Source organism: Kitasatospora sp. NPDC101447, assembly GCF_044767225.1.
Taxonomy (GTDB): domain Bacteria; phylum Actinomycetota; class Actinomycetes; order Streptomycetales; family Streptomycetaceae; genus Kitasatospora.
Map to the genome: position 1 here is coordinate 174547 of NZ_JBIWNL010000010.1, position 16460 is coordinate 191006.

Below are 16460 nucleotides of genomic sequence, written 5' to 3' on the forward strand. Positions count from 1 at the left end.
CGTCGGACGGGACGGCTTCGGCCTGGTGCCCCGGGGCGGGTGGCCCCGGGGCCGGGAGCCTCGGTCCGGTCCTCAGGCGAGTCCGAGTTCGCGGTCGATCAGGTCGAACATCTCGTCGTCGGTGGTGTCGTCGAGCGCGTCGTCCGGGGCGTCGGCGGCTGTGGTCGGCCCGTCCGGGTCGCCGTCGAGCCGCCACTGGAGGCTCTTGAGGCGGGCGAGGAGCCGGGTGCGGGCGTCGGCGTCCAGTGCGGTGGCGGAGAGCGCGGTCTCCAGGTCGTCGAGTTCGGCGAAGACGGGCCGGGTGGGCGCCGCCGTGCCCGTGGGCGCACCGACCAGGTCGCGCAGCCGCCCGGCGAGGGCGGTGGGCGACGGGTGGTCGAAGATCGTCGTGGTGGGCAGCCGCAGGCCGAGTTCGGCGTTGAGGCGGTTGCGCAGCTCGACGGCGGTCAGGGAGGACATGCCGAGGTCGAGGAAGCCGCGCTCGGGTTCGACGGCCTCGGGTGAGCCGTGGCCGAGGACGGCGGCGAGGTGTCCGACGACGACGTCCAGCAGCAGCTTCTCCTGTTGGGCGGCGGCGAGTCCGGGCAGCCGGTCCAGGACGCCCCGGTCGCCGCCGTCCGCCGCGCTCCCGGCCGGGCCGGCGGCGGTGGGCCTGGCAGCGGCGCGGCGGGGCGCGAGCTCTGCGAACAGCGGCGACATACCGGCCGCGGCGAGGGCGTGCCGGTCGAGCCGGACGGGTACCAGGTGCGGTCGGTCGATGCCGCGCGCGGCGTCGAGCAGGGCGAGGCCCTGGCCGGCCGTGAGCGGCAGCATGCCGGAGCGCGCGAAGCGGGCGATGTCCACGGCATCCAGCGTGGACGTCATTCCACTCGATTCTCCCCAGTATCCCCACGCGAGGGAGGCGGCCGGGCGGCCTTCGGCCCGGCGGCGGTGGGCGAGGGCGTCGAGGAAGGCGTTGGCGGCGGCGTAGTTGGCCTGGCCGGGGCCGCCGGCCGTGGCGGCGAAGGAGGAGAACAGGACGAAGGCCGAGAGATCGAGGTGCCGGGTCGCTTCGTGGAGGTTCCACCCGGCGTCGACCTTGGGACGCAGCACCTCGGTGATCTGTTCGTCCGTCAGGCCTTCCAGCAGCCCGTCGTGCAGGACGCCGGCGGCGTGGACGACGCCGGTGAGCGGGTGCTCGTCGGGGACGGTGGTGAGGAGCGCGTCGAGGGCGGCGCGGTCGGCGGTGTCGCAGGCGGCGACGCGGGCGTCGGCGCCGAGGGCTGCCAGGTCGGCGAGGAGCTCGGCCGCGCCGGGGGCGTCCGGGCCGCGCCGGCCGGTGAGCAGGAGGTGCCGGACGCCGTGCTCGGTGACGAGGTGGCGGGCGACGAGGGTGCCGAGGGTGCCGGTGCCGCCGGTGATCAGGACGGTGCCCTCGGGGTTCCAGGACCACGCCCGCTCGTCCCCGCCGCCGGGCACCGGACGCAGCCGGGGCGCCGTCACGTCGCCGCCGCGGACGGCCAGGCGTGGCTCGTCGGGGACGGCGAGGGCGGTGGGCAGGGCGGCGGTGGAGGCCGGGTCGTCGTCGAGGTCGACCAGGAGGAAGCGGCCGGGGTGCTCGGACTGGGCGGAGCGGATCAGTCCGTGGGCGGCGGCCTGGGCCAGCGCGGTGGGGTCGGTGGCGGGGGCCGCGGTCTCGGCGCCGTGGGTGAGCAGGGCGAGGCGGGCGTCGGCGAGGCGGGGTTCTGCGAGCCAGGCGCGGGCGAGGCGGTGGGCGGCCCGGACGGCGCGGTGGGCGGCAGTGACGGGGTCGGCGTCGTCGGCCACGGTGAGGCGGTGGACGACGGTGGCGGGTGCGGGCTCTCCGGTGTCGAGGGCGGCGGTGAGGTCGGCGAGGTCCGTGTAGGAGCGGGCGCCGAGGGCGGCGGCGAGCGCGTCGTCGCCGCCGAGGACGGCGGTGTCCGTCACGTCGTCGGCGGACACGGCGCTACCGGGCGTCGACGTCCACTCGACGGCGTAGAGCGGGTCGGCCGCCGGGGCGAGGTGCTCGGCCGCGATCGGGCGGAACGTGACGGCCTCGGCGGTGAGCACCGGGGCTCCGTCGGCGTCGGCCGCGGTCAGCGCGTGGCTGCCGTCGGCGGCCGGAGTCAGCCGGACCCGGAGCAACGCGGCGCCGGTGGCGTGGACGGTGACGCCGCGCCAGTCGACGGGCTGGACGGGGTCGGTGCCGGCGGGGTCGGTGCCGTCCGGGAGGGCGGCGAGCAGGGCTTGGAGCAGGCCGGGGTGGACGCGGAAGCCGGCCGTCTCGGTGCGGTGCTCCTCGGGCAGGGCGACCTCGGCGAACAGTTCGTCGCCGCGCCGCCACCGTGCCCGAACGGTACGGAAGCGCTCGCCGTACTCGGCGCCTTCCGCCGCCTCCACCGCCGTGGCCTCGCGCGGCGGCCAGTCCGTGAGCGGCGTGCCGGTGGTGTCGCCGCCGGTCAGGGTGCCGGTGGCGTGACGGATCCACGGGGTGTCGTCGGGCGCGTCGGTCGGGCGGGCGTGGATGGTGAGGGCCCGTCGGCCGTCGGCGGCCGCCGGTCCCGCGGTGAGCTGGAGGTCGACGGTGCCGCGGTCGGGCAGGGTCAGCGGGGTGAGCTCGGTGAGCTCGGCGACGGTCGGGCAGCCGGCTTCGTCGCCGGCCCGCACGGCCCAGTCGAGCAGCGCGGTGCCCGGGACGACGACGGTGCCGCGCACGCGGTGGTCGGCCGTCCATGGGTGGGTCGCGGTGCCGATCCGGCCGGTGAGCAGCACGGTGTCGGAGTCCGCGAGGCGGACGGCGCGGTCCAGCCCGCAGGGGTCGAGGGGCGCGCCCGTGCGGGCGGTGTCCTGGGCGAGCCAGTAGCGGCGGCGCTGGAAAGCGTAGGTGGGCAGGTCGACGGGTCGGCCGCCGGCGAGTGCGGGCCGCCAGTCGATCCGTACACCGCGCACATGGGCCTCGGCGAGGGAGGTCAGCAGCCGGGCCGGGCCGCCGTCCTCGCGCCGGACGGTGCCGAGCACGACGGCCTGGTCGCCCGCGTCGGCCGCGGTGTCCTCGACGGCCATGGCGAGCACGGGGTGCGGGCTGCATTCGAGGAAGGCGTCGTGGCCCTGGGCGAGCAGGGCGCGGACGGACTCCTCCAGGCGGACGGTCTGCCGCAGGTTCCGGTACCAGTAGCCGGCGTCGAGCGGGGTGTCGCCGAGCCAGTCGGCGGTGACGGTGGAGAAGAACGGGATGCGGGCCGCCCGCGTGGTCAGCCCGGCGAGTTCGGCGAGGAGGGTGTCCTCGATGCGTTCGACCTGGGCGGAGTGGGAGGCGTAGTCGACGGGGATGCGCTTGGCCCGGACGCCGTCACCGGCGCAGTCGGCCAGGAGGCCGTCGAGGGCGTCGGGCTCGCCGGAGACGACGACACCGGCCGGGCCGTTGGCGGCGGCCACCGAGATCCGGCCGCCGTAGGGCTTGATGCGGGCGAGGACGTCGGCGTGGGCCTGCGGCACCGACACCATGCCGCCGTGGCCGGAGAGGCCGCGGGCGATGGCCCGGCTGCGCAGGGCGACGATCTTCGCGCCGTCCTCCAGGGAGAGCGCGCCGGCCACGCAGGCGGCGGCGATTTCGCCCTGGGAGTGGCCGAGGACGGCGGCGGGGGTGACGCCGTGGGCCTGCCAGCAGGCGGCAAGGCCGATCATGGTGGCCCACAGCGCGGGCTGGGCGATGTCGACGCGGTCGAGCGACGGCGCGTCGGGCTCGCCGCGCAGGACGGCGCCGAGCGACCAGTCCGTCCAGGGGGCGAGGGCTTGTTCGCAGGCGGCGATCCGTTCGGCGAAATCCGTTGAGGTGTCGATGAGTTCGGCGCCCATGCCGGCCCACTGGGAGCCCTGGCCGGGGAAGACGAGGACGACCCTGCGGTCGCGTCCGGCGGCGTGCCGGCCGGTCACGAGGCCCGCAGCGGGGGTCCCGTCGGCGAGCGCGGCGAGACCGGCGCGCAGGTCTTCGACGCCCGTGCCGACGACGGCGGCGCGGTGCTCCAGCAGGGCGCGGCCGGTGGCGAGGGAGTGGGCGAGGTCGAGCGGTGCGGCGGCGTTGCCGTCGAGGTGGTCGAGCAGGGCGCGGGCCTGGCCGCGCAGGGCCTCGGCGCTGCGGGCCGAGAGCAGCCAGGGCAGGGCGGGACGCTCGGCCGCGGGGGCCTCGTCGGGCTCCTGGTCCGGGGCCTGTTCGAGGACGATGTGGGCGTTGGTGCCGCTGAGGCCGAAGGAGGAGACGCCGGCGCGGCGGGGCCGTCCGGTGGCGGGCCAGTCGCGCGCCTCGGTGAGCAGGTCGACGGCGCCCTGCGTCCAGTCGACGTGCGTGGTGGGCCGGTCGATGTGGAGGCTCTGCGGGAGGGCGGCGTGCCGCAGGGCGAGCACGCTCTTCATGACGCCGGCGACGCCCGCCGCGGCCTGGGTGTGGCCGAGGTTGGACTTCACCGATCCGACGAGGAGCGGGTGTTCACGCTCCTGGCCGTAGGCGGCGCGCAGCGCCTGCGCCTCGATCGGGTCGCCGAGGCGGGTGCCGGTGCCGTGCGCCTCGACGGCGTCCACCTCGGCGGGCGTCAGACCGGCGTCGGCCAGGGCGGCCCGGATCACACGCTGCTGGGACGGGCCGTTCGGGGCGCTGAGCCCGTTGCTGGCACCGTCCTGGTTGACGGCCGAGCCGCGCACGACGGCGAGGACGGGATGCCCGTGGCGCCGCGCGTCCGAGAGCCGCTCGACGAGCAGCACGCCGACGCCCTCGGAGAAGCCGGTGCCGTCGGCGGCGTCGGCGAAGGGCTTGCAGCGGCCGTCGGCGGCCAGGCCGCGCTGGCGGGCGAAGTCGACCGGGATGGCCGGCGTGGACATGATGGTGACGCCGCCCGCGAGGGCGAGCGTGCACTCGCCGCCGCGCAGCGAGCGGATCGCGAGGTGGAGCGCCACCAGGGACGACGAGCAGGCGGTGTCGACGGTGACGGCCGGGCCCTCCAGCCCGAGCGTGTAGGCGACGCGGCCGGAGACGACGCTGACGGCGTTGCCGGTGCTGACGTAGGGGGCGGCGTCCTCGGGAACGTGGCCGACCCGGTCGAGGTAGTCACTGGAGGACAGGCCGGCGAACACGCCGGTGCGGGTGCCGCGCAGCGTGCCGGGGTCGATGCCGGCGCGTTCCAGGGCCTCCCACGAGGTCTCCAGCAGGAGCCGCTGCTGCGGGTCCATGGCGAGGGCCTCGTTGGGGCTGACGCCGAAGAAGGCGGCGTCGAACCCGGCGGCGTCGGCGAGGAATCCGCCCTCGCGGGTGCGGGAGGAGTCAGGGTGGTCGGGGATGCCCTCGTAGAGCCGGTCGAGGTCCCAGCCACGGTCGGTCGGGAAGCCGACGACGGCGTCGGTGCCGGTGGACAGCAGGGTCCACAGGTCCTCGGGGGTCCGGACGCCCCCGGGGAAGCGGCAGGCCATGCCGACGATCGCGATCGGATCGTCGGCGGCGGTCCTGACGGTGGTCCCCTCGTCGGTGCTCGGGAGGCGGCCGGTGAGGCCGTCCGCCAGGTGCTCGGCGAGCGCGCCGGGGGTGGGGTGGTCGAACACCAGGGTCGCGGGCAGGCGCAGGCCGGTCGCGGTGTTGAGCCGGTTGCGCAGCTCGACGGCGGTCAGCGAGTCGAGCCCGAGGTCACGGAACGGCCGTGCGGCGTGGACCTGGTCGGCCGTGGAGTGGCCGAGGACCGTGGCGGTGCACCCGCTCACCAGGTCGAGCAGCACCGCGTGCCGGTCGGCCGGGGTGAGCGCGGCCAGTCGGGCGCGCAGCCCGTCGGCGGCGGGCCCGGTCTGCGCGGTGCGGCGGGCCGGGGCGCGGACCAGGGAGCGCAGGAGCGCGGGGAGTTCGGCCGCGCCGCGGGTGCGCAGCGCGGCGGTGTCGAGGCGGACGGGCACCAGGAGCGCACGGTGGGCGGCGAGGGCGGCGTCGAACAGGGCGAGGCCGTCGGGGGTGCTGAGGGTGAGCGCGCCGGACTGCTCGGCGCGGGCCCGGTCGGTCGCTCCGAGGTGGGCGGTCATCGTACTGGCCTGCGCCCACAGACCCCAGGCCAGCGAGGTGGTGGGCAGGCCGTTGACCCGGCGGTGCTGGGCGAGGGCGTCGAGCCAGGCGTTGGCGGCGGCGTAGTTGCCCTGGCCGGGCGAGCCGAACACGCTGGCGGCGGAGGAGAAGAGGACGAGGTCGGCGAGGTCCAGGCCGTGGGTGAGCTCGTGCAGGTGGCGGGCGGCGTCGGCCTTGGGGCGCAGCACGGCGGCGAGCCGGTCCGCCGTCAGGCCTTCGACGACGCCGTCGTCGAGGACGCCGGCCGCGTGGACGACGGCGGTGAGTGGGTGCTCGTCGGGCACGGCGGCCAGCAGGGCGGCCAGGGCGTCGCGGTCGGCGGTGTCGCAGGCGGAGACGGTGACCTCGGCGCCCAGGGCGGTCAGCTCCTCGGCGAGGGCCGCCGCGCCGGGGGCTTCGGGGCCGCTGCGGCCGGCGAGCAGCAGGTGCCGCACGCCGCGCGCCGTGACCAGGTGGCGGGCGAGCTCACCGCCGAGGGTGCCGGTGCCGCCGGTGATGAGGACGGTGCCGTCGCGGTCCCAGGGGCGCGGGACGGTGAGGACGATCTTGCCGGTGTGCCGGGCCTGGGCCATGTGGCGGAAGGCCTCGCGGGCGCGGGTGACGTCCCAGCAGGTGAGCGGGAGCGCCTGCAGGGCGCCCTGTTCGAAGAGGTCGACCAGGTCGGCGAGGATCTGCCCGATCCGCTCGGGCCCGGCCTCCTGGAGGTCGAAGGCGCGGTAGCGGGCGCCGCCGTGGGCGGCGGCGACCTCGTCGGCGTCGCGGACGTCGGTCTTGCCCATCTCGATCAGCCGCCCGCCGGGCCCCAGCAGGCGCAGGGAGGCGTCGACGTACTCCCCCGCGAGGGAGTTGAGCACGACGTCCAGGCCCGCGCCGCCGGTGGCAGTACGGAAGCGTTCCTCGAAGTCGAGGGTGCGGGAGGAGGCGATGCGCTCGTCGGGCAGGCCGGCGGCGCGCAGCAGGTGCTGCTTGGCCTCGCTCGCGGTGCCGTAGACCTGGGCGCCCCAGAGGCGGCCGAGCTGGGTGGCGGCCATGCCCACGCCGCCGGTCGCGGCGTGGACGAGGAGGCGTTCGCCGGCCTGGAGATCCGCGAGGTCGCGCAGGGCGTAGTAGGCGGTGAGGAAGACGACGGGGACGGACGCGGCCTGGACGAACGTCCAGCCCTGCGGGATGCGGGCGAGCAGGCAGTGGTCGGTGACGGCGAGCGGGCCGAAGCCGCCCGGCACCATGCCCATCACCCGGTCGCCGACGGCGAGCCCGGTGACGCCCGGGCCGAGTTCGCGCACGACGCCGGCCGCCTCGGAGCCGAGGAAGCGGGCGCCGCCCGGGTACATGTCGAGGGCGTTGAGGACATCGCGGAAGTTGAGGCCGGCGGCGCGGACCTCGATCCGGACCTCGCCCTCGGCGAGCGGCGCGGCCGCGTCGGGGCTCGGCAGGAGTTCGAGGTTGTCGACGGTGCCCTTGGTGCGGATGTCGAGACGCCACGGACCGTCGGGCACGGGCAGCGGCTCGGCGGTGTGGGCACGGGCCAGGCGGGGGACGTGGGCGGTGCCGTGGCGCAGGGCGAGCCGGGGTTCCCCGGTGGCGAACGCGGCGGGCAGCGTGCGCCAGGAGGCCGGGTCGTCGTCCAGGTCGGCGAGGACGATGCGGCCGGGGTGCTCGCTCTGGGCGGAGCGGACCAAGCCGTGCACGGCGGCGGCGGGCAGGTCGTGGACGTCCTCGGCGGGGTCGGCGGCGACCGCGCGGCGGGTGGTCACGAGCAGGGTGGCGTCGGGGCGGTCGTCGGCGAGCCACGTCCGGAGGACGGCGAGGGCGTGGTCGAGGGCGTCGAGTGGTTCGTCGCCGCTGAGTTCGACGAGCGTGACGTCCGCGTCGGCGTCGAGGGTGACGCCCGCCTCGGTGAGGGCCGCCGCGTGGGCGGGCGGCTCGCCGAGGACGGTCCAGCGGGCGGGGCCCGGCCCGGGCTCGGGGAGGGTCAGGGCCGGCCAGTCCAGGTGGAAGAGCGCCTCGCGCGCCACCCGGGCGGCCGGGTCGAGGGCTCCTTCGGCGAGCGGGCGCACGGCCAGGGCCTCGATGGCGGCCACCGGGCGGCCGGTCGGGTCGGACATCTCGACGGACACCGTGTCGGGCCCGGCCGGGGTGAGCGTCACCCTCAGCGCGGTGGCCCCGGCGGCGTGCAGCGTGACGCCGGTCCAGGCGAACGGCAGTCCGGGGCGGCCCTGCAGCGGGCCGAGCCCGGCCGGGTGCAGGGCCGCGTCGAGCAGCGCCGGGTGCAGGCTGTAGCGGGCGGCGTCGGGGCGGGCCGGCTCGGGCAGCTCCACCTCGGCGTGGACTGCGGCGCCGAGGCGCCAGGCCGCGCGCACGCCCTGGAACACCGGGCCGTAGCCGTAGCCGTCCTCGCGCAGGCCCGGGTAGAAGCCGGTCACGTCGATCGGCTCGGCTCCGACGGGCGGCCAGGCGGTGGCCGCCGACTGGGGCTCGACCCCGGCGGGCCCGAGCGTGCCGTCCGCGTGCAGGGTCCAGCCCTCGGGCGCGTCCGCGTCCGCCGGGCGTGTGTGCAGGGCGACGGGGCGCAGGCCCGTGCCGTCCGGGGCGCCGACCTCGATCTGCACCTGGACCGCGCCGCGCTCGGGCAGCAGGACGGGCGCGTGCAGGGTCAGTTCCTCGATGCGCCCGCAGCCGAGCTCGTCACCGACCCGGACGACCGCCTCGACCAGCGCGGCGCCGGGGACGACGACGGCACCGGCGACGGCGTGGTCCGCGAGCCACGGGTGGGTGTGCAGCGACCAGCGGGCGGTGGCCACCAGCCCGCCGCCCTGGGCGAGTTCGACGGCGGCGCCGAGCAGCGGGTGCTCCGGCGCGGCCAGGCCGGCCGTGGTGACGTCGCCGCCCGTCCCGCCCGGACGCGGCCAGTAGCGCTGCCGCTGGAACGGGTACGTCGGCAGCTCGGTGGCGCGTGCGCCGGTACCGGCGAACAGGAGGTCCCAGTCCACCCGGGCGCCGTGGTTGCGGGCGTCGGCGAGGGCGAGGAGGAATCGGCCGCGGCCGCCCTCGTCACGGCGCAGCGTGCCGAGGGCGGCCGCGGGCAGGCCGCTGTCCTCGATCGTCTCCTGGACGCCGGTGGTCACCACGGGGTGCGGACTGACCTCGACGAACACCCGGTGGCCCGCGGCCAGCAGGGTGCGGGTGGCCTGCTCGAACTCCACGGTGTGGCGCAGGTTGCGGTACCAGTAGGCGGCGTCCAGTCCGGCGGTGTCGATCACCGCGCCGGTGACGGTCGAGCAGAACGGGACGTCGGCGCTGCGCGGGGCGATCGGCGCGAGGAGGTCGAGCAGCTCGTTCTCGATGCGCTCGACGTGCGCGGAGTGCGAGGCGTAGTCGACGGGGATGCGGCGGGCTCGCACGCCGGTCCGCTCGCAGTCGGCGATCAGCTCCTCCAGGGCCTCGGGGTCGCCCGAGACCACCACCGAGCCGGGGCCGTTGACGGCGGCGACGGAGATCCGTTCGTCCCAGCGTGCGACACGCTCGCGGACGGCGGCGACCGGCTCGGCCACCGAGACCATGCCGCCGAGGCCCGCGAGCCGCCGGATCGCCCGGCTGCGCAGAGCCACGACGCGGGCGGCGTCGTCCAGGGACAGCGCGCCGGCCACGCAGGCGGCGGCGATCTCGCCCTGCGAGTGGCCGAGCACGGCGGCCGGTTCGACGCCGTGCGCGCGCCACAGTTCGGCGAGCGACACCATCACGGCGAACAGCACGGGCTGCACGACGTCGACCCGGTCGAAGCCGGGCGCACCGGGTTCGCCGCGCAGGACGTCGGTTGCCGACCAGTCGGTGAACGGCTCCAGGGCCGCCGCGCACTCGGCGAAGCGCTGCGCGAACACCGGTGCGGTGTCCAGGAGTTCCACCGCCATGCCGACCCATTGGGAGCCCTGGCCGGGGAAGACGAACACCGGTGCGCCCTCCCCTGCGGCCTGTCCCTCCAGGACGGCAGGCGTGGCGCGGCCGTCGGCGAGCGCGTCCAGGCCGTCCAGCAGCCCGGCCCGGTCGGCCGCGACGACGGCCGCACGGTGTTCCAGGGCCGTTCGGGTGGTGGCGAGGGAACGGGCGACGTCGTCGAGGGCGGGCCCGGCCGCGCGGACGTGGGCGGCCAGGCGGCGGGCCTGCTCGCGCACGGCCTCGGGTGTCCGGGCGGACAGCAGCCACGGCAGCGGGCGGTCGGCCACCGGGCGGTCGGGCAGCGGCTCGGGGGCGGGCGCCGCTTCGAGGACCACGTGGGCGTTGGTGCCGCTGAGGCCGAAGGAGGACACGCCGGCGCGCGGCGGCCGTCCGGTCCCGGGCCACGTGCGGGCCTCGCTCAGCAGCTCGACCGCGCCGGCGGTCCAGTCGACCTGCGCGGTCGGGGCGTCGATGTGCAGGGACTTCGGGAGCTCGCCGTGCTGCATCGCGAGCACGGTCTTCATCACGCCGGCGACACCCGCGGCGGCCTGGGTGTGGCCGAGGTTGGACTTCACCGAGCCGAGGAGCAGCGGGTGTTCGCGGTCCTGGCCGTAGGCGGCGAGCAGGGCCTGGGCCTCGATCGGGTCGCCGAGGCGGGTGCCGGTGCCGTGCGCCTCGACGGCGTCCACCTCACCGGGCGTCAGACCGGCGTCGGCCAGGGCCGCCCTGATCACGCGCTGCTGGGACGGGCCGTTGGGCGCGGTGAGGCCGTTGGAGGCGCCGTCCTGATTGACGGCGCTGCCGCGCACCACGGCCAGCACCGGGTGCCCGTTGCGCCGCGCGTCCGAGAGCCGCTCGACGAGCAGCACGCCGACGCCCTCGGCCCAGCCCGTGCCGTCCGCCGCGGCGGCGAACGGCTTGCACCGGCCGTCGGCAGCCAGGCCGCGCTGCCGGGAGAACTCGACGAACACCTGCGGCGTGGACATCACCGTCACACCGCCCGCGAGCGCCAGCGAGCACTCGCCCCGGCGCAGGGCCTGGGCGGCAAGGTGGAGCGCGACCAGGGAGGACGAGCACGCGGTGTCGAGGGTGACGGCCGGGCCCTCCAGGCCGAGGGCGTAGGCGACCCGGCCGGAGATCACGCTCGCGGCATTGCCGGTCATCACGTGGCCGGCCACGCCCTCCCGCGCCGCTTCCAGCAGCACCTGGTAGTCCTGGAAGTTGGAGCCGACGAACACGCCGGTCCGGGAGCCGTGGAGCGTGCCGGGATCGATGCCGGAGCGCTCAACGGCCTCCCAGACGGTCTCCAGCAGGAGCCGCTGCTGCGGGTCCATGGCCAGGGCTTCGCGCGGGGAGATGCCGAAGAAGGCCGCGTCGAAGTCGGCGACGCCGGTGACGAATGCGCCCTCGGCGACGTAGCTGGTGCCCTCGTGGGACGGGTCCGGGTGGTGCAGGCGGTCGGTGTCCCAGCCGCGGTCGGCCGGGAAGGGGCCCACCGCGTCGCGGCCCTCGGCGAGCAGTCGCCAGAGGTCTTCCGGCGAGTCCACACCGCCGGGGAAGCGGCACGCCATCGCGACGATCGCGATCGGCTCGTCGGCGGCGACGGCGGGGGCGACGGCGGGGGTCGCGATCATCTCGCCCTCGGCTGTACCTGCCAGCTCGGCCCGCAGGTGCGCGGCGACGGCGGCCGGCGTCGGGTGGTCGAACAGCAGGGTCGCGGGCAGGCTCAGGCCCGTCGCGGCGCCGAGGCGGTTGCGCAGCTCGACGGCGGTCAACGAGTCGAAGCCGAGGTCCCGGAACGCCCTCGTCGCGTCGACGGTCGCGGTGGAGGCGTGGCCGAGAACGGCGGCGGCCTCGGTGCGGACGAGCTCCCGCAGCAGGCGTTCCCGCTCGTCGGCGGTGCGGCCGAGCAGTCGCTCGGCCGACGAGGAGGCCGCGGTCGCTTCGCCGGCTTCTGGGTGGACCAGCCGGCGGACCTCGGGCAGGTCCGCGATCAGCGCACTCGGCCGGGCGGCGGTGAGCACGGGGGCGAGGGCGCTCCAGTCGACGTCGGCCACGGTCAGGCCGGACGCTCCGGCGCTCAGGACCCGGCGCAGCGCGGCGACCGCCCGCTCCGGCGCCATCGGGGCGAGCCCACTGCGCCGCATCCGCCCGGTGAGGCCCGGGTGGTCCCCCGCCATGCCGCCGCCGGCCCACGGACCCCAGGCGACGGAGGTGGCGGGCAGCCCAGCGGCACGGCGGTGCTCGGCGAGGGCGTCGAGGTAGGCGTTCGCGGCCGCATAGTTGGCCTGGCCGGGGTTGCCGAGGACACCGGTGATCGAGGAGAACAGGACGAACAGGGTGAGGTCGTGCCCGGCCGTCAGCTCGTGGAGGTTGCGGGCGGCGACGGCCTTGGCCCGGAGCACGGCGTCGAACCGGTCGGCCGTGAGCCCTTCCAGCACGCCGTCGTCGAGCACACCGGCGGCGTGGACGACGCCGGACAGCGGGTACTCGGCGGGCACGGCGGCGAGGAGGGCGGCGAGCGCGTCGCGGTCGGCGACGTCGCAGGCGGCGAGGGTGACACGGGCGCCGAGGGCGGCCAACTCGTCGCTCAGCTGCTGCGCACCGGGGGCCTCGGCGCCACGGCGCCCGACGAGGAGGAGGTGTCGGGCACCGGCCTGAGCCAGCCAGCGGGCGACGTGGGCGCCCAGGGCGCCGGTGCCGCCGGTGACGAGGAGGGTGCCCTGGGGGGCCACCCAGGCGGCGGGGGCCTCCGGTGCGGGGGACGCCCCCGGAGCCTCCGGCTGCTCCGCGCCCGCCGGGGTCCGTTCCTCCGGCGCGGACTGTGGCTGCGCCGCTCGGGTGGGCTCCGCCGGGAGGTGGCGGTGGGTCAGGCGGCGGGCGTAGGCGCCGGAGCCGCGCAGGGCGAGCTGGTCTTCGGCGGTCTGGGCGAGGAGGCCGGCCAGGCGGACGGCGGTGCGGGCGTCGGGGCCGGCGGGCAGGTCGATCAGGCCGCCCCAGCGCTGCGGGTGCTCCAGTGCGGCCACCCGGCCGAGGCCCCACAGCTGTGCCTGCTCGGGCTCGGCCACCCGGTCGGCGCCCTCGGCTGCGACGGCTCCCCGGGTGAGGCACCAGAGCCGAGCCGGACTGCCGGCGGCCTCCAGGGTGCGCAACAGCTCGACGGTCGCGGGCAGGTACCGGGGAACGAGGCGGTACTCGGTGTCCGGGCGGCCGGCGGCGGCGAGGAAGGAGAGGACACCGGCCACCGGCTCGCCGGAGCCGTCCGCGAGCAGCTCGCCCAGGGCCTCGGCGCCCGCCAGCCGCTCGACCCGCAGGCCGCGCTCGGCGAGGGCGTCGAGGACGGCCTCGGGCCAGTCCTTCGCCCCGTTCTCCGGCAGGACGGCGAGCCAACGACCCTGCGGGACGGCATCGGTGAGGCCGCGGACGGGCACCCAGATCGTCCCGTACGTCCAGCCGTCGAGCGTGCTCAGCAGGCGCCGCTGCCCGCGCCAGGAGGCCAGGACCGGCAACAGGTGGTCGAGCGAGGCCTCGGCGGTTTCCTCCTCGATCCCGAGGACCGCCGACGCCTCCCGCAGGTCGCCCGACTCGACGGCCGTCCAGAACGCGTGCTCGACCGGGTCGGCCGCGGGCACGGCCGGGTCGCGGTGCCGGAGTTCGGGCAGCCAGTAGCGCTGCCGCTGGAACGCGTACGTGGGCAGGTCGACGCGACGGCCACCCGACCCGGCGAGCACCGCCGCCCAGTCGACGCGCGCGCCGGTCACGTGCAGGCGGGCGAGGGCCTCCAGGACAGCCGGTTCCTCGGCCCGGTCCTTGCGGAGCACGGCGGCCAGGGCCTCGCCGTCGGGCAGCACGCTCGCAGCGAGGGCGGTGAGCACGCCGTCGGGGCCGAGTTCGAGGAACCGGGTGGCGCCGGCGGCCTGCAGCGTGCGGATGCCGTCGGCGAAGCGGACGGCCTCGCGGACGTGGCGCACCCAGTACTCGGGCCCCTGGAGGCCGTCGGCCAGGCCGCCGGTCAGGTTGGAGACCAGCGGGATCGACGGCGCCTGGTACGTCAGCCCGTCAAGGACCGTACGGAAGTCCTCCAGCATCGGATCCATCAGCGGCGAATGGAACGCGTGCGAGACCCGCAGCCGCGTCGTCTTCCGGTCGGCGAAGTGCGCCTCGATCGCCGCGACGGCCTCCTCCGCGCCGGAAACGACGACAGAGGTCGGGCCGTTGACGGCCGCGATCGACACGAACTCGCCCAGCAGTGGCAGGACTTCGCCCTCCGTCGCCTGCACGGCCAGCATCGCACCGCCCGCTGGCAACGCCTGCATCAGACGGCCGCGAGCGCTCACCAGCGCGCAGGCGTCCTCCAACGAGAACACCCCGGCCACATGCGCCGCAGCGATCTCACCGATCGAGTGCCCGGCCACGAACTTCGGCCGCACACCCAGGGATTCCACCAGCCGGAACAACGCCACCTCGACCGCGAACAACCCCGCCTGGGCGTAGTCCGTCCGGTTCAGCAACTCCTCGTCCGCACCCCACATCACCTCGCGCAAGTCCGGATCCAGCTTCGCGCACACCGCGTCGAACGCCTCCGCGAACACCGGGAAGCGGGCGTACAACTCCAGCCCCATCCCCAGCCGTTGCGATCCCTGCCCGGAGAACAGGAAGGCCGTCGCCCCCTTTCCCACCACGCCCGTCACGACGCTCGTTCCCCCGCCGCCGGCCGCCAGGGCGTCCAGAGCGCGCAGTCGCTCCTCCGGGTCGGCCGAGACGATGACGGCCCGGTGGGCCATGGCCGTCCGGCCCGTCGCCAGGGAGTATGCGACGTCGGCCGGGTCGAGCGGTCCGCGAGTCCTGAGGTGGGTGGCCAGGCGCCGGGCCTGGGCCCGCAGGGCCGTCTCGCCGTGCGCCGACAGAGCCCACGGCAGCACCGCCCCGGGTACGGGATCACCGACCTCCGAAGGCTCCGGCGGCGCCGCCTCCAGCACGACATGCGCGTTGGTGCCGCTCACGCCGAAGGAGGACACCGCCGCGCGCCGGGGCCACGCGTTGGCGGGCCACGCGCGGGCTTCGCCCAGCAGTTCGGCAGCGCCGGCGGTCCAGTCGACGTGCGGGGTGGGGGCGTCGAGGTGCAGGGTGCGCGGCAGCAGTCCGTGCTGCATCGCGAGCACCGTCTTGATCACGCCCGCCACGCCGGAGGCCGCCTGGGTGTGGCCGGTGTTGGACTTCAACGCGCCGATGAGCACCGGCCGTTCGCGGTCCTGCCCGTACGTCGCGAGCAGCGCCTGCGCCTCGATGGGGTCGCCGATCCGGGTGCCCGTGCCGTGCGCCTCGACGACGTCGACCTCGCCGGGCGTCAGACCGGCGTCGGCCAGGGCCGCCCGGATCACCCGCTGCTGCGACGGACCGTTGGGGGCCGTGAGGCCGTTGGAGGCGCCGTCCTGGTTGACGGCGGAGCCGCGTACGATCGCCAGCACCCGGTGGCCGAGGCGCTGCGCGTCGGAGAGCCGCTCGACCAGGAGGACCGCCGCGCCCTCGCTCCACGCCGTACCGTCGGCCGCCGCCGTGAAGGGCTTGCACCGGCCGTCGGCGGCCAGGCCGCCCTGCCGGGAGAACTCGGTGAACATCTGCGGGCTGGACATCACCGTCACGCCGCCGGCCAGGGCGAGCGTGCACTCGCCGCGGCGCAGCGACTGCACGGCGAGGTGCAGGGCGACCAGGGAGGAGGAGCAGGCGGTGTCGACCGTGACGGCCGGGCCCTCCAGGCCGAGGACGTAGGAGATCCGGCCCGAGGCGACGCTGACGGTGTTGCCGGTGAGCAAGTGCCCGGCGGCCGCCTCGGCAACCTGGCCGGGGGCGGTGGAGGCGCCGTCGTAGCCGCCGTGTCCGGCGCCGACGAACACGCCGGTGGGCGTTCCGTGGAGCGCCCCGGGGGCGATGCCGGCCCGTTCGACGGCCTCCCACGCGGTCTCCAGCAGGAGCCGCTGCTGGGGGTCCATCGCGAGGGCCTCGCGCGGGGAGATGCCGAAGAACTCGGCGTCGAACTCGCCGGCGTCGTGCAGGAAGCCACTCTCGCGGGAGGTGACGGCGCCCTCGGGCAGGTCCCAGCCGCGGTCGGCGGGGAAGGTGGAGACGGCGTCGACGCCGTCGCGCACCAGGTCCCAGAGTTCCTCCGGGGAGGCGACCCCGCCCGGCAGCCGGCAGGCCATGCCGACCACGGCGATCGGCTCCCGGCGCTGCTCGGTCACCTCGCGGAGCTGTTCGCGGGTCTCGTGGAGGTCCGCGATCGCCCGCTTCAGGTAGTCGCGGAGCCTGTCTTCGTTCGACATCGGGACGTCAACCTCTCCGGGGGTCTGCCAGGAACGCCGTGCGGGAAGGGCGCGGCCGGACGCCCGGTCCGGCGCCGCGCGCGCACCCCTGGCGTCGGGTCCGACCCGTCGCCCGC

General features: G+C 76.6%; 1 protein-coding gene. It reads right to left on the reverse strand.

What is annotated here, in order from left to right; genetic code table 11:
- Positions 1 to 72 precede the first annotated feature (72 nt).
- A complete protein-coding gene (locus ACIRST_RS17430) occupies positions 73 to 16344 on the reverse strand; it encodes a type I polyketide synthase (RefSeq protein ID WP_402803002.1) in 16272 nt (5423 codons plus the stop codon).
- Positions 16345 to 16460 lie beyond the last annotated feature (116 nt).